Origin of the sequence: Corynebacterium pseudotuberculosis (assembly GCF_002155265.1) — a bacterium.
Lineage (GTDB): Bacteria > Actinomycetota > Actinomycetes > Mycobacteriales > Mycobacteriaceae > Corynebacterium > Corynebacterium pseudotuberculosis.
In genome coordinates, this window is sequence record NZ_CP021251.1 from 728924 (window position 1) to 749662 (window position 20739).

General features: G+C 53.4%; 19 protein-coding genes and 1 pseudogene. 16 read left to right on the forward strand and 4 right to left on the reverse strand.

Annotated elements, in window-relative coordinates; genetic code table 11:
* Positions 1-2: 2 nt before the first annotated feature.
* From CpATCC19410_RS03450 to CpATCC19410_RS03465, 4 genes and pseudogenes are all read left to right on the forward strand, one after another.
* Positions 3-1309: pseudogene (locus CpATCC19410_RS03450) on the forward strand (UDP-glucose dehydrogenase family protein).
* A 31-nt stretch (positions 1310-1340) separates the two neighbouring features.
* Positions 1341-1526 carry a hypothetical protein gene (locus CpATCC19410_RS03455; RefSeq protein WP_014401430.1) on the forward strand — a complete coding sequence of 62 codons (186 nt, stop codon included), beginning with the start codon at positions 1341-1343 and terminating at the stop codon, positions 1524-1526.
* A gap of 9 nt (positions 1527-1535) precedes the next feature.
* Positions 1536-2201: a DUF998 domain-containing protein gene (locus CpATCC19410_RS03460; RefSeq protein ID WP_013242787.1), complete on the forward strand. Its 666-nt coding sequence runs from the start codon at positions 1536-1538 to the stop codon at positions 2199-2201.
* Between the two features lie 22 nt (positions 2202-2223).
* Positions 2224-2835: an alpha/beta fold hydrolase gene (locus CpATCC19410_RS03465; RefSeq protein WP_014300996.1), complete on the forward strand. Its 612-nt coding sequence runs from the start codon at positions 2224-2226 to the stop codon at positions 2833-2835.
* On the opposite strand, the gene lysX is transcribed toward CpATCC19410_RS03465, so the two are convergent.
* The 3 genes from lysX to CpATCC19410_RS03480 are packed head-to-tail and all read right to left on the reverse strand — an operon-like array spanning position 2798 to position 8937.
* The gene (gene lysX, locus CpATCC19410_RS03470) at positions 2798-6049 is read right to left on the reverse strand and encodes a bifunctional lysylphosphatidylglycerol synthetase/lysine--tRNA ligase LysX (protein WP_013242785.1); all 3252 of its coding nucleotides are present in this window, start codon (positions 6047-6049) and stop codon (positions 2798-2800) included. The two genes, CpATCC19410_RS03465 and lysX, sit on opposite strands and share 38 nt — an antisense overlap.
* Before the next feature lie 40 nt (positions 6050-6089).
* Positions 6090-7622: a YibE/F family protein gene (locus CpATCC19410_RS03475; protein WP_013242784.1), complete on the reverse strand. Its 1533-nt coding sequence runs from the start codon at positions 7620-7622 to the stop codon at positions 6090-6092.
* A 28-nt stretch (positions 7623-7650) separates the two neighbouring features.
* Positions 7651-8937, reverse strand: a complete 1287-nt coding sequence (locus CpATCC19410_RS03480) for a pyridoxal phosphate-dependent aminotransferase (RefSeq protein WP_013242783.1) — start codon at positions 8935-8937, stop codon at positions 7651-7653.
* Between the two features lie 726 nt (positions 8938-9663).
* On the opposite strand from CpATCC19410_RS03480, the gene CpATCC19410_RS03490 reads away from it, so the two are divergent.
* The 12 genes from CpATCC19410_RS03490 to CpATCC19410_RS03545 all read left to right on the forward strand — a co-directional run bounded on the left by CpATCC19410_RS03490 (position 9664) and on the right by CpATCC19410_RS03545 (position 20057).
* On the forward strand, positions 9664-10854 hold the full coding sequence (locus tag CpATCC19410_RS03490) for a DMT family transporter (RefSeq protein WP_013242782.1): 1191 nt from the start codon (positions 9664-9666) through the stop codon (positions 10852-10854).
* Between the two features lie 162 nt (positions 10855-11016).
* Entirely contained in the window at positions 11017-11319 is a 303-nt protein-coding gene (locus CpATCC19410_RS03495; protein ID WP_013242781.1) for an urease subunit gamma, read from the forward strand.
* A 28-nt stretch (positions 11320-11347) separates the two neighbouring features.
* Positions 11348-11659, forward strand: coding sequence for an urease subunit beta (locus CpATCC19410_RS03500; protein WP_014300992.1), 312 nt, complete (start codon positions 11348-11350; stop codon positions 11657-11659).
* A gap of 67 nt (positions 11660-11726) precedes the next feature.
* Positions 11727-13436: an urease subunit alpha gene (ureC, locus tag CpATCC19410_RS03505; protein ID WP_013242779.1), complete on the forward strand. Its 1710-nt coding sequence runs from the start codon at positions 11727-11729 to the stop codon at positions 13434-13436.
* A 133-nt stretch (positions 13437-13569) separates the two neighbouring features.
* On the forward strand, positions 13570-14046 hold the full coding sequence (gene ureE, locus CpATCC19410_RS03510; RefSeq protein ID WP_013242778.1) for an urease accessory protein UreE: 477 nt from the start codon (positions 13570-13572) through the stop codon (positions 14044-14046).
* Positions 14027-14746, forward strand: a complete 720-nt coding sequence (locus tag CpATCC19410_RS03515) for an urease accessory protein UreF (RefSeq protein WP_014300991.1) — start codon at positions 14027-14029, stop codon at positions 14744-14746. Before ureE ends, CpATCC19410_RS03515 begins: the two co-directional genes overlap by 20 nt.
* A gap of 23 nt (positions 14747-14769) precedes the next feature.
* Entirely contained in the window at positions 14770-15384 is a 615-nt protein-coding gene (gene ureG, locus CpATCC19410_RS03520; RefSeq protein WP_013242776.1) for an urease accessory protein UreG, read from the forward strand.
* A complete protein-coding gene (locus CpATCC19410_RS03525; RefSeq protein ID WP_013242775.1) occupies positions 15385-16263 on the forward strand; it encodes an urease accessory protein UreD in 879 nt (292 codons plus the stop codon).
* A gap of 597 nt (positions 16264-16860) precedes the next feature.
* Entirely contained in the window at positions 16861-17871 is a 1011-nt protein-coding gene (locus tag CpATCC19410_RS03530; RefSeq protein WP_013242774.1) for an ABC transporter substrate-binding protein, read from the forward strand.
* Between the two features lie 18 nt (positions 17872-17889).
* Positions 17890-18957, forward strand: a complete 1068-nt coding sequence (locus CpATCC19410_RS03535; protein WP_013242773.1) for a FecCD family ABC transporter permease — start codon at positions 17890-17892, stop codon at positions 18955-18957.
* 2 nt (positions 18958-18959) lie between these two features.
* On the forward strand, positions 18960-19730 hold the full coding sequence (locus tag CpATCC19410_RS03540) for an ABC transporter ATP-binding protein (RefSeq protein ID WP_014300990.1): 771 nt from the start codon (positions 18960-18962) through the stop codon (positions 19728-19730).
* A gap of 15 nt (positions 19731-19745) precedes the next feature.
* Positions 19746-20057: an ArsR/SmtB family transcription factor gene (locus CpATCC19410_RS03545; RefSeq protein ID WP_013242771.1), complete on the forward strand. Its 312-nt coding sequence runs from the start codon at positions 19746-19748 to the stop codon at positions 20055-20057.
* Between the two features lie 9 nt (positions 20058-20066).
* Here CpATCC19410_RS03545 and CpATCC19410_RS03550 read toward each other — a convergent pair whose 3' ends face one another.
* The gene (locus CpATCC19410_RS03550; RefSeq protein WP_013242770.1) at positions 20067-20723 is read right to left on the reverse strand and encodes a DUF1707 SHOCT-like domain-containing protein; all 657 of its coding nucleotides are present in this window, start codon (positions 20721-20723) and stop codon (positions 20067-20069) included.
* Positions 20724-20739: the final 16 nt, after the last annotated feature.

The following is a 20739-nucleotide window of genomic DNA, read 5'->3' on the forward strand; positions in this document are numbered from 1 at the left end:
AGATGCAGCTTTCCGTCATCGGGACGGGGTATCTTGGTGCCACTCATGCTGCCTGTATGGCCGAATTGGGCCACGAGGTTGTGGGTATTGATATAGACGCGGCAAAAGTGCTTGCCCTACGCGCCGGGAACCCGCCCTTTTTCGAGCCAGTTCTCGCCGAGCTATTGGCGCGCCACAATGGGTGTGGCCTGGATTTTACTGCCGATATTGCTCAAGCAGCCCACAGGGCGAGCGTGCATTTTATTACGGTGGGAACGCCGGGCTCGCTGGCGTCGGCAAGCATTGACACGGGATGCGTTGAGGCAGTCTTGCGTTCCTTGGTGCCGCTACTGCGTGGGGCGCACCTCATAGTGTGGAAATCGACAGTGCCGGTGGGTACTGCGGAACGGCTGGAGAGGCTGTGTACGCAGCTGAGTCACCCGGACGCGGACGTGGAACTCGCGTGGAATCCCGAGTTTTTAAGGGAAGGCCATGCGGTGGGGGATACGCTGCGGCCGGATCGCATCGTGGTGGGATGCCGCCCTGAGGGGCGGGCAGTCGAGATGCTGTCGGAGGTGTACGCGGATGCGTTGTCTGGCGGTACTCCTATGATTGTTACGGATTTTGCATCGGCGGAGCTGTCCAAGTTAGCAGCTAATGCTTTTTTGGCCACCAAAGTGAGTTTTATTAATGCGATCGCGGAGGTCTGTGAGGCGCAGGGCGGGGACGTGGTTGCGGTTGCACAGACGATGGGCTGTGATGCCCGCATTGGTGCCGATTTTTTGGGTTCCGGTCTGGGGTTTGGCGGCGGATGCCTGCCCAAGGACGTGCGAGGTTTCGCTGCCACGGCGAGAGAGAACGGGGCTTCAGGGGCGGCGGAGTTGCTGTCGGGAGTGGAGAAGCTCAATCGGCAACTGCCTGAAACTTATGTTGATGCGCTTAACCAGATGCTTGGAAAGTTGCGTGGCGCGCGGGTGGCGTTTTGGGCTGTGCTTTCAAACCGGGGTCAGATGATGTGAGGGAGTCGCCGGCTTTGGCCTTGGCTCGGCAGCTCGCGCACAAAGGCGCGCGGGTATGCATGTATGATCCGCAGGCGATGGGAACTGCTCGCAGCGTGGCACCAGAACTCGATTATGCGGAATCTATTGCGCATACGCTTATCGACGCCGATGCGATCGTCCTTGCCACAGAATGGCCGGAGTTTGTCTCCCTGGACCCGGACTTTGCCGCGGGATTGGTTCGGAAGAAGAACATCCTTGACGCCAGGAATGTTATGGACAGGGCTCGGTGGTCTGGGTGGGCGCTGTACCAGCGTGGACGGAGGGGCTAGTCTTAACAGGCGCGCACAAAGGAGGTGCATCATGGCGAAACCCGACAGACGGATGTGGAAGATGAGTCCAGAGCGACTGGAACAACATCTGCAGCTAAAAAACCGGGCGCGAACAATACCCGATAAGCGTAAAGAGAAGAATAAGAAGGCCTGCCGTCGTGATGGATGGCAGGCCTTTGGCCATTTCAGCGAGCGCGTCGCAGCATCCGTGCGTTAGAATCACCCAATGCGCATGTTATACCTCGGAAAGATATTGGTGATTCTTGGTGGGTTGGCATACGCCTCTTTTATTACGGAAGCCATCTATGGCTATCCGCTGAACCCCAAGTATGCGTATCTCTCAGAATATGCGGCGGCAGATAGCTCACTGCGCTGGATTTTTGCTGGTAGTGATGTACTTTCCGCCGTTTTTGTCATCGCTGGTGCACTTTGTTTCATTTTTGACAGTGCGCTGCGTACTCGGTGGACATGGCATCAGAAAGTGGTCGTGGCCGGCTTGCTTGTGGCCAGCGCTGCCACGATCTTGGACGTTATGTATCCGCTTCCTTGCGCGGAGTCGCTTCCCAGCTGCCCAGTGCAGTCGCATCTTAATGCCCATGTTTTTGCCTCAAGCGTGGCTGTTGCGGGACACATGATGATCGCTATAGCGGCCATCATCTTCGTCTGGAAGAAACTTTCTTCTCCTAGAAAGTGGGCCATTATCCCCGTATTTGCCGGGGTCGGTTTTATAGTCTCAACTGCGTCTTTGCTTTTTGCGATGGCAATTCAGGCACCTACGGGATACGAGCAACGAGGTCAGGCTATTTTTGCCTGCATACTCATCGTCACATCTTCGATTATTCTGCTTAAGCATGTGGATCGTTCTACCAGGGTGGGCATGCCCAACAGATAATTACGAAGAGCTTGTTTCGGGGTTGGATGCCAAAATCCTCAATAGTTGGGAGAAGCCATTAAGCTCTTCCATCGCAGATTTGCGTGAGCATTTACAACCTGGTGAAAAAATCAACATCTTTGGCCACTCCGTTGGTGGTTTGGTGGCAATGGAATGGGCATGGTTGTATCCCCAGGAAGTCGATCGCTTGGTGCTTGCTGATCCTTCCGAGCCCGTGCACGTGCGTAGGAGACTTGTGCCCGAATGGCTTAAGGAGGGCACAAGCGTGGCCCTGGGCGAGCTTTTTCCTTTGGGCCATAAGCTCACCCAGCTGACGAGTAGTGATCTGAACAGCAAATTTTCTGAGTTGCGCCGACACTATGGCGGCCGGGATAACGCGCGTTTTCTTTTTGATGAATTCCTCAAAGCAGAGGCCCGACAACGCCGTTTGGCTACTGCCTTTGAGGGGAAAAACCCGGCACCAATGGCAAAAACTACGCTGCTTGTAGGCGCAGGCCTGGGTTTGCAGCGTGGTTTTTTGGAGTCTCAGAAAAAGCTAGGGGAACAACTCCGCGCAGAAACTGTGTTCCTACGCGGCGAGAATCATATGTTCCCGGTTAACAACCCCGAGCTGATCCGTCCGTATCTGGTCTGACAAAGGGGAAGGAGAGAACTTCGCGGATGTTTTGGCCGGTGAGGAACATGACCAAGCGATCAATTCCGATTCCTAGGCCGCCTGTGGGCGGCATGCCAAACTGCAGCGCCTTGAGGAAGTTCTCATCCAATTCCATTGCCTCGGCGTCGCCGCCAGCGGCGCGTAGAGACTGATCGGAAAGACGAGCGTATTGTTCCAGCGGGTCCGCGAGCTCTGTGTAGGCGGTGCCTAGCTCCATCCCGCAGGCTACAAGGTCCCAACGCTGGGCGATGCGCGGCTGATCTGGATCTGCCATTGTGAGCGGCGAAGTCTCCACCGGGAATCCAGCGTAGAAGGTGGGGAAGACGGTGTTGGGTTCGATGAGTTCGTCGTAAAGCTCGTTGACCAGATCACCCACGGTGGCGGCGGTGATGCCGTATTTCTCCGCGATGTCTGCATATTCGGAAACATCTGCGTCTGGGGAAATATGCTTGCCGACGGCCTCAGACACCGCATCATACACAGGAACAACAGGCCAGGATCCGGTGAGATCAAGGATCTGTCCGTCCGCCGTAGTCACCTCTGGCTTCCCGTAGACGGCGATTGCTGCGGAACGAATCAGCTCTTCTGTAAGCACCCGCATGGTGTCCCAGTTGCCATAAGACTGGTAGGCCTCCAGCGACGTGAACTCGGGGTTGTGGGTGGAATCCACGCCCTCGTTACGGAAGTTCCTTCCTATCTCAAAGACACGAGGGATGCCGCCGACCACCAGGCGCTTGAGGTACAGCTCGGGCGCGATCCTGAGCGTGAGGTTTTGATCGTATGCTCGGATATGAGTCCTGAAGGGGCGAGCATTTGCACCACCATGGATGGTCTGCAGAATGGGGGTTTCGGCTTCCATATAGCCCTGCTCTTGCAGCACGGAGCGTACTGCGCTGACGGCCTTGGAACGGGCAAGGAAGATATCCGTAGCTTTTTTATTAAGCGCAAAGTCCATGTGGCGGAACTTTGCCCGCAAGTGCGGGTTGCTGAGCGGGACGCGAGGCATCGGCGTAAGCGATTTAGCGGCCATATCCCAGGAAGAGACAATGAGGGAACGAGTACCGTTGCGAGACTCCCCCAACTGACCTGTGGCAGAAATGAGGTCACCGCGGCTGACCAAGTGCTTAAACAAGGTCATCGTCTGTCCTGCACTGCGCTCAATCACTAGCTGGAGCTTTGTGTGCTCCTCAACCAAATCCGCAAAGACCACTCCGCCATGATCACGGATAAAAGCGACTCTACCGGTGACTGAGATCGGCGCTTCTGAAACGGTGTGGGTCGCATCTGCTGCGAGCAATTCTTTAATAGAAGTAGTCCGAGGCACAGCCGGCGGGTAGGGGCTCATGCTGAGTGACTCAAGCTCCTCCAGCTTTGTCTTGCGCATGCGCTCTTGGGCCGATAAAGCTGGCGGCTCGATAGCCGGCATAAGAGCCGCGGATTCAAGCGCGGCGATCTCCTGAGGGTCGCCCACAGGAGACCCATATTCCTTCATCCAAGGCAAGAAACCCTCGGCGCTAGCAAAAGCAATAAGGACGCGGGCCGTGTGGAATCCATGATCAATGCATAGGAAGCGCGACTGCCATTGCGGATGATACTTGACGTTGGATTGGTACAACGATTGGATCTGCCACCAGCGAGAAGACAGGAGAAGCAGTTTGAGCAGCAGCCGCTCCCTCAGGGAAGCCGCTACATAGGTACCACGATCGAGAGCTTCGCGGAAGGTAACAAAGTTTAGGGAAAACTTGGATATTCCAAGGTTGCCGGCTTCCTGCGCCAGACCAACCACCATAAACTCTGTGACACCGCCGACGGCATCAGGATTGCGGCGCATAACGTCAAGGGAAAGCCCACGGCGTCCCCACGGAACAAAGGAGAGCAGGCCCATGACGTTATCGTCAGCATCGTGGGCGGTTACTATGACAGTACGCGAGTCACGGGGATCGCCGATGCGGCCAGACGCCATGGTGAATCCGCGTTCGTCGCCGCGTCGCCAAGCTTCAGCGAGCTGGGAGAGATGCTGAAGCTCTTCAGCGGGGATCTGCGACTGACGCTGCACCCGGACGGTATAGCCAGCTTTACGCGGTCCGGCTATCTCCTTGCGAACCTCCGGCATATTCTTGAGATGGAAGTTCTCTGCGTCTACTACTGCCTCATCACCAAGCGTAATCACGCTCATGCCTGCAGCAGCATAAGCTTTCGCGCCGGCTTCTGAGACAGAAGCAGCACCGAGAACCCAACCGTTCTTACGGCTATGCTCACGCCAGTTTTCCACAGCCGCAGGCCAGGATTCTGGATCACCGAGGGGGTCACCAGCGGCAAGGCATACACCGTCGACAACGCGGAAGGACACGGCAGCCTTTTCATCCGGGGAGGTGATCAAGCTGCGGTCATAGCGAGTGGAAAAATAAGCGAGTGAATCCGGCGACGGGGGATTAAGCAGTAACTTACGCGTAAGAAGCTGTTCCTCAGCCGTTGCTGCATCATGCCTGCGCGAACCAAAGAGAATAGCGATGGCGGCAAAGAGCGCCACGGAGGAAAGGATGCCACCGATAACCCGGATAAAGTGCGGGCTATGCAGCTCAGTTGGGAAAGGCGGTTCTGAAGGGCTGAGGCCGATGGCAGTGAAGAAAGACCAGGCTGCCGCTATGCTGCTGTCTTGATGCTCCTGCAAGACCAGCACACCCCACATCACAACAAACGAGATAATGAGGCCAACGATGAGCGTGCTGAGAGCCCGCACCCAGGAACCAACAACGCGAGCTGGGAAGTCTTTAAGCGCGCGGTATCCGCAAACAAGATAGAACAGAGAAAACAGCGTGGAAACTGCGAACGCGATAATCGTGTACTTGGCATTATCACCGGTAATCTCGGGATCGTTGAAGAGACCCAAGACGAAGAACAAGATGCCAGAAAGCAGATCCGGCACCTGGAATCCCAGAAGATAAAACAGCAACGCCCCTCGGTGCCCGCGCAGCATCCCCGATGTGAGTAAGACCATGAGGATGGTGATAAATAGAGTGGGGAAGTTGGGGAGGCCGATTAAGAAAAAACCAAAACTAATATCCCTAATGAGATTAATGTTTATATATTTTAGTATCAGTCCAATAATCAGCCAGATAGTGGCTAACTGTGCTGTAAAAAGGATTACTCGGGTTTCCCAGTGTTTCTGCATGCAATCGATAATATGCAACATAGAGCAGAATGCCCACCCAGCGTGGGAGAGAATACGAACACTATTGCGCCGCTGCCCGTTGCTCAGGGACGGTGAGAGCAGCAATAACAGTAGTTAAAGGCACTGCGAGTGTGAGCGTAAGCGCACCGATACCAGAACGTAAGAGCTCTGTGGCCATGATATCGCTGGTCAAAGTTTGTAGGAATGGTCGCTGAGCAGCAAACAAGAGAAGCAGCAATGGTAAGGAAGCACCTGTGTAGGACAGGACCAAGGTGTAGACCATAGAAGAAATATGGTCGCGCCCCACCTTCATAGCGCCTAGGAAGAGCCGCCACCAGGAAGCATTATGATCAAGCTCTGCGAGCTCGTTGACGGTAGAAGACTGCGCAATGGTGACATCATTGAGCACGCCCAGCGCGCCGATAATAAAGCCGCACAGCATCAAACCTGTGACAGATACGTCTGGTAAATACAAGAGGATCTGCAGGTTGCCTTCATCGCCTAAGCCTCGGAGATGGGTGTTGTCTATGGCAACGTTGGCCAGTAGTGCTGCCAGCAGCAGCGCAAGGAGCGTTCCGCCTAACGCCGAGGCAGACTTCCAATTAAAACCGTGGACTAGGAATACAACGAGGAACAAAATAACGGCCCCGCTGAATATCGCTATCCCCGTGGGAGAAGTCCCCAAAAGCAGCGCGGGCAGCGTGAACGTGATCACTACCACCATGGTGATTATCAGGCCGATGAGAGAACGCAGGCCGCGCAATGCCGCAAAAAGAATGATGGCTCCGGCAATAAGAATGCCCCATAACGCCAGAGGAACAGTGCGCTGATAGTCGCTGAAAGAGTAATGGACAGAAGCATCGTTAGATTGTGCCTGGAGTAAACGAATGTGATCGCCGGTGGCTAGCGTCGCTTCGCCTGGCTGCCCTGAATTGACAATAAGCGTGCGTTTGCCGGCGTCGTCGCCCTCGGTGATCTCAGCGATATACCAGGTACAGGAGGAATCTGAACCTGGGGTAATGCGTGGCGACGTAGTGAATACTGTTCCAGATTCCGGTGCCGTGCAGCTTCCTTTTGATTCGGCGACGATCTCGCCGTCTACTTGGTTCTGCCCAAGACTAAAGGTCTTATAAAACTCAGGGGCGATATTAGGCTCACCGCTGGGCCATAACTTGAAGACGCCTATGACAGTAACTATTGCCCAGACAGCAAGGAACACAAGGAGGAGGCGTCGCCATGTATCAATGCGCGACGTCCCGGAATAAAGATCCGTTATCTTAATAAACTTGCTGATCTGGTCAAAGCGGAAACGGCTCTGCGTGAGGGAATGATTGTGTGATTGGGAGTGGTTTCTCCTCTGAGGCCGACTGCCTCCCCGAGGAGGGGTTCCCACCTGGTGTTTACGCGCCTGAACGCGGTCGTTGTGGGGGCGGCTGCTTGCCATGGAGCGGCTGCTTGCCTGAACACGGCTGTTGCCCGTGGAACGACGACGTGGCGCAGGTTGCACACTGCGAGCGCTGTGTCCAGGCTGTTGCGAGACTTGACGCTGCTGTGGCGTCCGCTTTGAACGCGGCGGATTCGTTCCTCGGGCCATACTGTGTCTTCCCACTATCGCTAATCCCTTACTGCTTATAACTAGAGAGGAAGTTGCCTAAACGATCCATCGCTACAGCAAGATCGGCTGCCCAGGGGAGTGTGACCACACGGAAATGGTCAGGCTGAGGCCAGTTGAAGCCCGTGCCCTGAACCATGAGGATTTTTTCTGCGCGAAGCAGATCGAGCATGAGCTGTGCGTCATCGTGGATGTCATAATAATCCAAGTCAATTTTGGGGAACGCATAGAGTGCTCCCATCGGCTTTACACAGCTGACTCCGGGAATTTGGTTGAGCTTCTCCCACGCGACGTTGCGCTGCTCCAACAAACGGCCACCTTCGGAGGTGAGCTCATAGATAGATTGGCGTCCGCCCAGAGCTACTTGAATAGCGTGCTGAGCCGGCACGTTGGAGCACAAGCGGGTCCCTGAGAGCAAGTCGATTCCCTCGATAAAACCGTGTGCGTAATGCTTAGGGCCGGTGATAACCATCCAGCCTGCTCGATATCCGGCAACCCGGTAGGCCTTGGATAATCCGTTATATGTGATGCACAGCAAGTCGGGGGCAAGCGTAGCGATGCTGGTGTGGACGGCGCCGTCATACAGAATACGGTCATAAATCTCATCGGCCAGAATGAGCAGATCGTGTTCCCTGGCTACCTGGACAATATCGCGGAGAACCTCGGGCGAATAAACAGCGCCCGTGGGGTTATTGGGGTTGATCACCACGATGGCCTTAGTCTTTTCTGTGACCTTTGAGCGAATATCCTCGATGGAGGGGTTCCAATCGTCGTCTTCGTCGCAAAGATAATGCACAGGAGTACCGCCGGACAGCGAGGTCGCAGCGGTCCACAGTGGATAATCCGGCATCGGGATGAGGACCTCATCGCCGTTATCCAACAAAGCCTGCATGGTCATCATGATGAGCTCAGAAACACCGTTGCCCAGATACACGTCGTCTACGTCGAAGGCAGGGAAGCCAGGTATGACCTCGTAGCGTGTGACGATGGCGCGCCGGGCAGGAATGATGCCTTTTGACGTGGAATAGCCTTGCGACGTAGAAAGCGCCGCGATCATGTCACGCATGATGACGTCGGGGGCTTCAAAACCAAAGATTGCTGGGTTGCCCGTGTTGAGCTTCAAGATGGTGTTCCCATCTAGCTCCATTTTCTCGGCTAACGCAGTCACCGGTCCACGGATTTCATACAGAACGTTTTTGAGCTTGTCCGACTGGTCAAATGTGCGACGCTTACGACGCAACGGGTTGCCTGCGGAGCCCAGAAGTGCTGATTCGGGAGCGGTGTCTTTTTTACTCACCCGCCCAATGTTGCCACTTTTCTTGGGTAATTAACAGGCCGTTGGTGTTGTGCAGGTAAGCCTTAGAGATTAAGGACAAACCACAGTGCATTGCTGGGGCAGGCGAATCTACTAAGTCTGCATTCTTTTGCTGTGATTGCTCTGGGGACGGCTTAACGGCATTGGGGAACAAAGAGGACGGTTGCGCCGTTAAGTGCGTAACGCCATGGCAGGAGCCTGTTGCTTGATGTGCGCTATCGGCGGGCAGTTATGGGAAAAGTGGCCAAGAACACTGGCCGAACGCCGTTAAATTTTGTGTGATGCGTAACAGTGAAAAGTTGTTTCATCCCGTTCCTGCCAGCATATATTAGAAAAAATAGTACATCAACCGTTTGATGGACAAAAATATTAGATGCAATTTTTATTCAATAGAACATGCATTTGAATTTTTTAAAATTGCATGTAGTCAGCCCGATTTGTTCACGGGCTGGGGTTAAAAATCGGGGGAGTGTAATAATTGTTTTCAATTCGACATTTTTTTGAAGTGGGGTAGTACGGGGTAAATCTCTTCTCGCTTCCTTTTGTTAGTGTCGGGCGTCACAGTCCGTTTTTTCTGTTATCTATCTAATACCACCTGAAGGGGGCGTTTTGTGGGGCTGTTTTTCTGTGAAAAAATGCATTTACCCAGTTAGAAACCTTTGCGCTAGTTGCGTGGCGGGGGTGGTTTTGGAGTTCACATTTAGATTAATGCGAACTGTGAATTTATCTGTAGCATCCGAAAACGTGAATGCGACCAAATCACTAAATCAGACCCTGCCGGTCAAAAAAGTTGGACACGGCAAAGCAGTCCTGATTATTGCCCTGGGTACCGCGTGCCTAGCCTTTACCCCGATCTGGGTCAAGGCTTCGAACATGGATCCGGCAACTCAGGCGTTCCTACGAGTCTTGATTGGCTTCCTTGTTCTGTTGCCGATCGGCCTGTGGGAAATTAAAAACAAGCAAGCCCTGCCTAAGAAGGGCGTGGCGATGTCTATCGCCGCTGGTTTGTTCCTCGGTGTGGACTTCACCGCTTGGAACTATTCCATCTTCTACGTTGGTGCCGGCATCGCCGCGATTCTCCTGAACCTTCAGGTTATCGTTGTGCCGATGCTCACCGCGATCTTTGATAAATACAAGATTCCGCCGGTGTTCCTGATCCTGGTCCCCATCATGTTCGTGGGTGTTTTGCTCACTGGTGGTGTCCTTGAGTCTGCAGAATCTACAGGTCCTGCCACAATTTACGGTATTAAGACCTCTACTCTGGGCACCATGCTTGGCCTGACCTCGGGTATCTGCTATTCCTTCTACCTGTACTTCTCCCGTAAGGCTGGAACCACAGCCCCGCGCAAGGACCTTTATGTGCAGCCCATGATGTACACCATGGCAGCACAGATGGTTGCTCCCTTCACGTGGGCTCACATTGGATCCCCACGTGGTGGCCTAGACTTCACCCACGGTGTCTTGGTTAACGGACAGCTCCCCATGGTTGATCCTGAGAATACTGTTGGCGATCCCCTCAACATGATGAACTGGATCTCCCTTATCTCCCTCGCAATTTTGGGCCAGGCTATCGCATGGACCTTTGTTCAGTGGGGAACCGTTTGGCTAGACCCGACCTTGTCTGCAGGTATCCTCCTGCTCTCCCCTGTGAGCTCGGTTGTTATTGCATGGCCGCTGTTCGGTGAGATCCCATCCATCCTGCAGTTCGTTGGTATCTTGATGATTCTGGGAACAGTGATGTATCAGAATGGACTGTTTGACAAGTTCTTTGGAAATAAGAAGAAAACAGCAGCGCCAGCGGCGCCGGGGGACAACATAGAAGAGCAACTGGTAAGAGAAGGATTGGCGCCAGGACGTAGTCCTGATGAGGCTAGACCTTTGCCAGGTGATCGTCCCTAATTAAAACCTTCGAGCCGGCACATGATGTTGCTTCACGTGCCGGCTTCCTTTGAGATAAGGGTGTTTTCACACGAGCGTGCCACACCCTGAAAAGAAGAAGTTCCATTATCGCTGTACAGTAAAGGAACTTTTCATAATTCCACTTTCCTATGGAGGATTCTCATGCACCTCACCCAACGTGAACAAGATAAGCTCATGATTGTTGTGGCTGCTGATGTAGCTCGGCGTCGTAAAGAGCGCGGCCTCAAGCTCAATCACCCAGAAGCCGTTGCAATTATCACCGCTGAGCTCTTGGAAGGGGCTCGCGACGGCAAAACCGTGGCCCAACTTATGAGCGAGGGCGTGACTATCTTAACTCGCGATGACGTCATGGAAGGCGTACCGGAGATGATCTCCGATGTTCAGGTAGAGGCCACCTTCCCCGATGGAACCAAGCTGGTTACCGTCCACAAACCGATTCGCTAACAGCGCTGAAGCTTTAAGGAGACACAACATGATCCCTGGTGAGTACTTCATCTCTGATGCCGCCCCCATCATCATGAACGAAGGCCGTGAATCCATCACAATCGTGGTGACTAATAAAGGCGACCGCCCCGTACAGGTCGGTTCACACTTCCACTTCGCTGAGGCGAACTCCGAGCTGGAATTCGACCGCGAAGCCGCTATGGGCAAGCGCCTCGACATCCCGGCTGGTACCGCAGTGCGCCTCGAACCGGGTGACTCGCGCACCGTTGAACTCATTGATTTTGCTGGTACCCGTGAAGTCTATGGGTTTAATAACAAAGTCAACGGAAAACTTGATTAACCTGCGCAGACATTCAAAATACAACCCCACAAACAGCGCACATTAAGGTTTAGAGGAGCAAAGCACAATGTCTTTTGAAATGAGTCGGCGTCAGTATGCAGAGCTGAATGGTCCGACCACCGGCGACGGAATCCGTTTGGCTGATACAGAGCTCATTGCCGTTGTTGAAAAGGATCTTACTCAGTACGGCGACGAGGTCTCCTTCGGCGGCGGAAAAGTTATCCGCGACGGCATGGGTCAAAACTCGCGCGTCGAGGCAGATCAGGTCCCGGACCTGGTTATCACGAACACCATTATCGTGGACTACACCGGTATTTACTCTGCTGATATTGCTGTGAAAGACGGCAAGATCATGAAGATCGGTAAAGCGGGCAACCCCGATATTATGGACAACATCGACATCATCGTCGGTGTGGGTACGGAAGTTATTGGTGGCGAAGGCAAGATTGTCACTGCTGGCGCTATTGATACGCACATCCACTTTATTTCCCCGGAACAGGTGGAAGCTGCGCTGGACAACGGTACAACCACCCTTATCGGTGGCGGAACTGGCCCGGTTGATTCCACCAACGCTACTACCGTTACCGCAGGTGCTGCCAACATCACCAAGATGATTGAGGCTTCCCGCGACTTCTCCGTGAACGTCGGTTTCTTGGGTAAGGGACACGCCTCAAACCCTGAGCGTCTGCGTGAGCAGATTCGAGCAGGCGCTATCGGCCTGAAGATTCACGAGGACTGGGGTGCTACCGCTAACACCATCGACAACGCACTGACTGTTGCGGATGAGATGGACGTTCAGGTTGCCATCCACACCGATACCCTCAACGAGGGCGGTTTCGCGGACAACACCATTGCGGCTTTCAAAGATCGCGTTATCCACACCTTCCACACTGAAGGCGCTGGCGGCGGACATGCCCCGGATATTCTGAAGGTAGCTGGTCTGCCTAACGTTCTTCCTGCATCCACCAACCCAACGCTTCCGTTTACCGTGAACACGATGGATGAGCACCTTGACATGATCATGGTGTGCCACCATCTCAATGCTGATCTTCCCGAGGATATTGCGTTTGCTGATTCGCGTATTCGTAAGGAAACCATTGCGGCAGAAGATGTTCTGCACGATATGGGCGTCTTGGCAATCACTTCTTCTGACTCCCAAGCAATGGGCCGAGTTGGCGAGGTTGTCCTGCGCACATGGCAGGTTGCTCACCGCATGAAGCAGCAGCGTGGCCCGCTTGAGGGCGATACCGTTAACAACGACAACGAGCGCATTAAGCGTTACATCGCTAAGTACACCATCAACCCGGCTATTGCCGCTGGCGTCGCAGATACCATTGGTTCTGTTGAAGAAGGAAAGCTGGCTGACCTGGTTGTTTGGGACCCTGCTTACTTTGGCGTGAAGCCAAGCATCGTGCTCAAGTCCGGTATCATCGCGCGCTCCATCATGGGTGATGCCAATGCCTCGATCCCGACTCCACAGCCACGTACTATGCGCTACTCCTTTGGCGCTCGCGGCGCAGCTGCCGGTCGTACCTCTGTTACCTTCCTTCCCACAGCAGCTTTTGAGGCTGGCATACCTGAGAAGCTGGGGATTGATCGTAAGTTTGTTGAGGCAAAGAACATGCGCGAGATCTCTAAAGCTGATCTGAAGTACAACAACGCAACGCCAGATATCAAGGTTGATCCAGAGACCTATGAGCTGACGGTTGATGGAAAGAAGGTTACTTCTGAGGCTGCTACAGAACTGCCGATGACTCAGCGTTACTTCCTGTTCTAGTATTAATTCGGATAGCCACCGGAATGTCCTAGTACATGTGGACAATTCGCTGGAATTAAGGAATGAGGCGGAACCGGTGTAAGCGCACACTGGTTCCGCCTTTTTAACAGAACTTCGCAGAAAGTATTTTAAATTGATTATTACTGAGATACAGGGCAACCTTAATCACCTGGCATCGGAAGAACGTGATGCACTGGAGTTGGATGCAGTCATCTTTGATAATGAGACACGGTTAAAGCGAGTGCAGCGTGTAACCACGGAAAGTGGCGCAGAGTATGCATTGCGTTTGGGTAATGAACTCCGTGAGATCAAGGATGGCGATATCTTGGCCAAAGAAGATAACAAGGTAATTGTGGCTCGAATTGCCGCCACCGATGTCTTAGTTATTACGCCTCGTGATATCAGGGAAGCTTTGGCTGTCGCCCACACCCTGGGCAACCGGCACTTGCAGGCTCAATTCTTTGATCAGGATAGCGTCTTTGGCAAGGCTGCCATGGTGGTGCGTTTTGATCACACGGTAGAGCACTACTTGGAGCACGCGGGCGTGGAATACACGCGAGGCGATTATGTTATGCCTGAGGCATTCCGTCATGCAGAGCATAGCCACTAGTGCCCGAACCGAGTTGGTTATTTGGCACCTTACTGACTCGGCTTTGCCCACAGGTGGATTCGCGCATTCTGCAGGTCTAGAGACCTTCATCCAATCGGGTGAAGTCCATGACCCGGATTCCTATAAGCACTGGTTGCATGGTTATTTGCGGCAGGCAAGTTTTGCCGAGGCGCTAGCTGTGCGTTTTGCCGCTGAGCTTGCACAGTCTGGGCTGGATTGTGCAGAGGCGCAGCCTTTACTGAAGGAACTGGATCAGCTGGTTCATGCCTGCCAAACTCCTAAGCAGGTGCGTACTTCCATGAATTCTATGGGAAAGCGCATGTCAAAGGTTGCAGCTACTATCTCTCCTGATCAGCCCATGGTGGCGGAGTACTGCCGTGCGGTATCAGCCGGAGAAATGCGTGGAAACCCTGCTATCGCTGCTGGTTTGGTTCTTGGCTCTGAGGGAGTCTCGCCGGAGAGAGCCGTTATGGCGTACCTCATGCAGATGGCCAATTCCATGACTCAGAATGCTATCCGCGCGATTCCGCTGGGACAAGATGCTGGGCAAAGGGTATTGGTAAGTGCTTACCAGGCTGTTATGGAATCAGCCGAGATGACTATGTCTCACGGAGTGGCGGATCTGGGTGTAGTCGCCCCAAGGTTAGAAGTTGCGCAGATGCAGCATGAGATGCTGCGTAGTCGCATGTTTATGTCTTAAAAAGTTTGAAGGAAAGTTCTACGATGAGTGTTATTAAAATTGGTGTTGGCGGTCCAGTCGGGTCGGGTAAGACTGCATTAATTGAGCGAATCACCCGCGCACTGGATGGCAAGATTTCTATGGCTGCCATTACTAATGATATCTACACCACCGAGGACGCAAAGATCCTCGCGCGCGAAGGTCTTTTGCCGGAGGATCGCATCATTGGTGTGGAAACCGGCGGCTGCCCACATACGGCTATCCGCGAAGATACGTCGATGAATGATGCAGCTTTTGAAGAACTAGTTAGGCGTCACCCTGACCTTGAGCTGGTCTTTATGGAATCGGGCGGAGACAACCTATCTGCGACATTTAGCCCCGAACTCGTGGATTTTTCTATCTATATCATTGACGTTGCTCAAGGTGAGAAGATTCCGCGCAAGGCTGGTCAGGGCATGATCAAGTCGGACTTGTTTGTGATCAACAAGACTGACCTTGCTCCGTATGTAGGGGCAGACCTCAAGGTGATGGAAGATGATTCCAAGGTCTTCCGCGGCGATAAACCTTTTGTTCTCACAAATCTCAAGACGGACGAGGGCCTGGACAAGGTTATCGATTGGATCCGTCATGATGTGTTAATGCTTGACCTGGCGGATTAAATGTGGAGCGTAGCTAAAGGAATTTTTGAGCACGATCCGCCCCATGAGGAAATGGGCGTGCTTGAATTGGGCGTGGGAGTCAGCGGCGGAAAGTCGATAGCAAAGACTCAGTACCATACTCGGGCGCTGAAGATTGTGCGCCCTCACTATCTTGATGATTCGGGCCAGGTGTATTACATCGTTGTTAACCCCGGTGGCGGATATGTGGGCGGCGATGCGTATCGGCTCAGGTTTGAGGTGGAGTCTGGAGCATCGGTGTTGTTGACTGACCAGTCTGCTGCCAAGGTTTATCGCACGCCTGATGACTTCGTGGTCCAGAACATTGAGATAAAGGTAGACGCCGGTGGCGTCCTGGAATACGTTCCAGATCAGTTGATTCTGTATCGGGATGCGGATTTCCGCCAGCAGATCACTGCGGATGTACATCCAGAGGGTTCGCTGTTCATCTCGGATGTGATTACTCCTGGTTGGTCGCCCGAAGGTGAGAAGTTCTTGTACCGTCAGGCGCGTATTCGGTCGGTGGTCCGGATGAATGGTGAGGTTGTTTTGGTGGACAACCTACGGATTAATCCATTGGAGGCGGAATTTGCTCAGGACGCTGACTTGATGATGGGTGGAAAAACCCATGTTGCGACTGCGATCTGCTTTGATCCGAGCATCGATTCTGATTTTATCCAAGAATTGAAGGAATGCGTTTCGGCGTACTCTGCGGAGAACCCAGATGTAATTGCGGCGATTTCTGAATGCGATAGGCCGGGGTTTGTACTCAGGGGTTTGGGCAACCGAACTGAGGAATTGATGGAATTAATTCTTGACGTTGCGCATATTGTGCGCAGTAAGACCCGAGGTCAAGGTCCTATTAATTTGCGGCAATACTAAAGCAATGGTCTAGCGGAAGACTGTGTCTGATCCTTGATGTTCAGCCACTGAGAATATCTGGCGGGTAGCGCGTATGCTGCCCGCCAGATTTTGTATTTAAAGGATTAAAGACTTGCACTGTCAATCAACTAATTGATAATGTTTGCCGCAGATGGCCAAGGCGAGAGCTGAGGCTGTCACGCTATTGCAAAATTTGATACTCAGTGCTGGAGCTTGACTGGTCTGAAGGGTGATTAAGGTCGCATTTACTCTCCCTAACGCCAAGAAAAGTATGGCTTTGGGTGAAGAGTTTTGTTTTTGGCGGGCGCGTTCGCTGCCGTTTTGGTGGCGATGCGTGTCCGGCATGCTCTAGTGAGAAGCCCTGGTCAGGCGCATACAATCAATTACTCTCGCTAAGGGCTGCCGGATCGCAGGTTTGCGCTCTCGCTTTATGGGGACGGGGTAGGGGGCTCTTAGGCGACCCCTGCAAAAGCTCAGAGTGAAAAATAATTTTTTCAATCCTCATGTAGAACCTGTGAATAAAAGGTATGGTTACATTCAATTGATTGTATGAGAATCGACGGGGGTCGATTCTTCCTGATCAAGGACTGAAAATTAATGATTAGCTTTTTCTCCTGCCGCCGCAGGATGCTGGTTTCAACCAGCGTTGTAGTGGCAGCAGGCCTCACTCTTTCTGCTTGCTCGAATACTGGCTACAACAAAACGGATTCCTCAGCTAATGCCAGCCAGGCTGTCAGCGTGGAAAACTGTGGTGTCAAGGTAAGTCTCTCGGCGCCCGCGCACCGTCTAGTCAGCGTGGAGCAAGGAACCACGGAAACATTGCTGGCTTTTGACGCCCAAAAGGATATTGTGGGCGTTGGGCACACCAAGGATCATTACTGGAAACGCTACGAGGATCGCGCAAAGAATCTCCCTGTGATTTCGGATTCTGTTCCTAACGCAGAGGCCATCCGCGGCGTGGATCCAGATTTGGTTCTTTCGCCGTTTGCCTCCGTATGGACTGAGTCCGGTTCTGGTACGCGTGAAGAGTACTCCAAGCTAGGCGTGGGCACATTTACCACTAACGTAGAGTGCGCTAAGCCTGAGGAGGATCCATACATGGTCCTTGAACGCGACTACGAGCAGCTTGGCGTCCTATTGGGTAAAGAGTCCCGTGCTAAAGAACTGATTGAAGAGCAGCGCGCTGCGGTGAAGGCGGCCAAGGACGCTAACGTCAACTCCCATAAATCCGTCGGATACCTGTATTCGATCTTTGATAACGCCCCCTATGTGGCAGGAAACTACGGTATTCCTAGCGCGATCAGCGCAGCTACCGGAAGCACCAATGTCTTCGCCGGCATTGAAGAGGCTTGGCCTCAGATTTCCTGGGAAGCTTTTGCCGATGCAGACCCAGACGTGATCGTGTTGGTGGATCTTCCTGGTCGTGGTTCTCCAGGGGACTTAGCTACTGAGAAGATTGCGGCTCTCAAGTCTAATCCTGCTACTCGTAACATGAAGGCCGTCCAGGGCGAGAAGTTTATCGTGGTCCCGGGCGCGGGACTGAGCCCCGGTGCGCGCTCGATTGAGCCCCTAGAGATCGTTGGCAAAAAGCTAGCGGAGATGAAGTAAATCATTACTACTACAGATGTGGATCTTGATTCGAGATTAACCACACGCACGGTTGCGCCTACAACCGATTCTGCACCTCGGAAACGTCATTTTCGTCCGGCGTTTCCGCTGGTGGTTATGGGTGGAGTGATACTGCTCATTGTTCTTTCGGTTGGTTCGGTGTTCATCGGGGCGGCGTCGTTAAGCTGGGATGAAGTAATGGGCGCGATCGGGTTTGCCGGATACGATACGCCCAGTTTGCTCAGGCAATCGATCCTTTTTGAGCTACGCGTTCCCCGTATCTTGATGGGGATAGTGGTGGGCGCTGGTCTTGCTGTTGCAGGTGCCTGTTTGCAAACTGTCACGCATAACCCGCTAGCGGAACCTTATCTTTTAGGCATTAGCGGCGGTGCTTCTGTGGGAGCAGTCGTGGTCCTGGTTATTGGGACTCAAGGCATACTGGGGCTTACAGCTGGAGCCGCGCTGGGTGGCTTGGGGTCCTTTTTGGTTCTTTTGATGCTGCTTCGAGGATCGGGTTTTCAGTCACAACAGGTGGTTCTCGCAGGCGTTTTGGTAGGGCAGTTTGCTCAGGCCGTGACGTTCCTGATCATGATGGGCAAGGGGGACGCCGACTCAATCCAGGCCGTGATGGCATGGCTTATGGGGGCGTTGGGTGCTTCGCGTCAAGAAGGACTGCTGGTTACCTTCATAGTGTGTATAACGGCAATCGTTGCTTTGTGGGCGCTGTCGCGGCACTTGGATACTCTGCGGCTTGGCGACGCCACCGCGCACACTATGGGCGTTCCGGTGGTACTCACGCGGGGCGCAGTCTTGGTGATCGTTGCTCTTATGACCTCCGCTACGGTCGCTTCTGTGGGGGCTATCGGATTTGTGGGTCTTATCGTTCCTCATGCGGTTCGTCTGGTGGTAGGCAGCGCGCATGCACGGGTAATTCCGGTGAGTGCCCTGGTGGGAGCAATTCTCTTGGTGGTAGCTGATGCGATTGCTCGTTCCTTGTTTAAAGGACAAGAACTCCCGGTAGGAATTATCACGGCTCTCATTGGTGTTCCTATCTTCTTCCTGCTGTGGAAGAAAGGAAAGAAATAACCTTGATACATCTCAGAAATGTCGGCGTGAGTTATGGCAGCACTTCTGCAGTGCACCGAGTGAGCGCTACGGTGCAACCAGGCACGATTACGGCCTTGGTCGGGCCCAACGGCAGCGGGAAATCTACGTTGTTAAATGCGGTGGCGGGAGTTGTACCTTTTAGCGGTGAGGTTGTCTTTGGAGGTAATCCTCTCGCCGGTATGTCGGCTCGGCAGCGAGTGGAGACCGTGGCCTATGTTCCGCAGGTGGCCACGCTTAACGGGGACATGGCGGTGATTGATTTTGTGGGGCTGGGTGCTGTTGCCGGCAGAGGAATATTTCACCGTAAGACTAGGCAGGATCATGACCGGGTTTTTCATGCGTTAGAGCTGCTTGGGCTAGAAAAATTAGCTGAACGTCAGTGGAGCGAGCTGTCTGGTGGACAGCGGCAGCGCGTCTCTATCGCACGTGGGCTGGCACAAGGCTCACGCGTATTGCTTCTCGACGAACCAACCAATCATTTGGATATCGAGCATCAGCTGACTTTAATGCGGGTTTTGCATCGTTTGGTCACCGAGGAGGGACTCACTGTGGTGGCGGTTATGCATGACTTGGGGCTGGTGGCACGATATGCTGATACTGCTCTGATACTGCACTCTGGACATTGTGTCGCAGAGGGGCCGGTAGACAGTGTTTTATCGTCACGCAATATTGCTGAGTTTTTTAATGTAGAGGCAGAGATTCTCCGTTCTCCCGAAGGCGCCGCTGCCTTGCTGGCGGCTGCCCCGAGATAAAGAGGTACACCACACATGTATGACCTTTTGGAACAAGCTGATGACTGGTCTAATTATTTTAAACTCATGGGGGATCGGACCCGGTTACGCATTCTTGTAGTTTTGCACTATGCGGGTCCACGTGCCACCACGGTCACTGAAATAGCGGAGACCGCAGGGGTGCGGGTTCCTACCGCGTCCGGTGCCCTGCGGGCCATGGAACACATGGGTGCGATTAAGGGAGAACGCTTTGGGCGTGAAGTCCGTTATTCGCTTGTAGACGAGCGCATCCACGGGGTACTGCATGATATTGGGATGCGTCACGGTAAGGATAAGAACCGGGCTTAACGGGGAGCGTTACTTGTTCTTACCTCGAAAACGCTTAAGCGCGTCGGTTGCCAGCTCTGTGGCAATGCTGTTGAACTCTTCTTGTTTGCGCTTGCGTTCTGCGCGGGCGAGAGCGCGCTGCTGTGCATTGTGAGTCTCAATAGCAAAGACTTGCTGTTGCTGGAGCAACCGGGCTTGCTTCATCCGTTGACGATCAATCTTGTTACGGCTGGGTGCATGCCAGGATTCCGGCCCGAGCTTCATCACATAAAGCAAGATGAAGATGGCTGGGACCAACATTATCCAAGCCCCGGTGCCAGTGAGGGTGGTAAGGGTAACGGCTGTAACCCCGGTGAGGCCTAAGATTCCGCCACGGATATTACGCCCGGTGGAATAAGCGTTATCGATCTCGTCGCCCGAATACGTATCAGGAAAGTGTGCCTCCGGAACACGAGTGACTGGCAAGAAATCGGAAGGATCGTTTACTTTAGGCGAACGTGCTGCTGGGAGATCGTCGAAAAGCAAAGAAATGTCAGATCGGGTGACTGCCTGGGTGACCTGCTTAAGGCGTTCATCGTATTCTTCAAAGGAGAGCCGGCCCGCAGAAAAATGAACTCCGAGATCATCCATGGCTTGTGCGCGCTCGGCATCACCGATGCGGTAATCAGGTTGATAAGGATTTGTCATCGCAATCGGGCCACCT

Bases quoted from the DNA above. Each gene is read 5' to 3' on its own strand.
- CpATCC19410_RS03455 (WP_014401430.1), top strand. From the start codon at position 1,341: ATGGCGAAACCCGACAGACGGATGTGGAAGATGAGTCCAGAGCGACTG.
- CpATCC19410_RS03460 (WP_013242787.1), top strand. From the start codon at position 1,536: ATGCGCATGTTATACCTCGGAAAGATATTGGTGATTCTTGGTGGGTTG.
- lysX (WP_013242785.1), bottom strand. From the start codon at position 6,049: ATGTTGCATATTATCGATTGCATGCAGAAACACTGGGAAACCCGAGTA.
- CpATCC19410_RS03475 (WP_013242784.1), bottom strand. From the start codon at position 7,622: ATGGCCCGAGGAACGAATCCGCCGCGTTCAAAGCGGACGCCACAGCAG.
- CpATCC19410_RS03490 (WP_013242782.1), top strand. From the start codon at position 9,664: ATGCGAACTGTGAATTTATCTGTAGCATCCGAAAACGTGAATGCGACC.
- CpATCC19410_RS03495 (WP_013242781.1), top strand. From the start codon at position 11,017: ATGCACCTCACCCAACGTGAACAAGATAAGCTCATGATTGTTGTGGCT.
- CpATCC19410_RS03500 (WP_014300992.1), top strand. From the start codon at position 11,348: ATGATCCCTGGTGAGTACTTCATCTCTGATGCCGCCCCCATCATCATG.
- ureC (WP_013242779.1), top strand. From the start codon at position 11,727: ATGTCTTTTGAAATGAGTCGGCGTCAGTATGCAGAGCTGAATGGTCCG.
- CpATCC19410_RS03515 (WP_014300991.1), top strand. From the start codon at position 14,027: ATGCAGAGCATAGCCACTAGTGCCCGAACCGAGTTGGTTATTTGGCAC.
- ureG (WP_013242776.1), top strand. From the start codon at position 14,770: ATGAGTGTTATTAAAATTGGTGTTGGCGGTCCAGTCGGGTCGGGTAAG.
- CpATCC19410_RS03525 (WP_013242775.1), top strand. From the start codon at position 15,385: ATGTGGAGCGTAGCTAAAGGAATTTTTGAGCACGATCCGCCCCATGAG.
- CpATCC19410_RS03530 (WP_013242774.1), top strand. From the start codon at position 16,861: ATGATTAGCTTTTTCTCCTGCCGCCGCAGGATGCTGGTTTCAACCAGC.
- CpATCC19410_RS03545 (WP_013242771.1), top strand. From the start codon at position 19,746: ATGTATGACCTTTTGGAACAAGCTGATGACTGGTCTAATTATTTTAAA.
- CpATCC19410_RS03550 (WP_013242770.1), bottom strand. From the start codon at position 20,723: ATGACAAATCCTTATCAACCTGATTACCGCATCGGTGATGCCGAGCGC.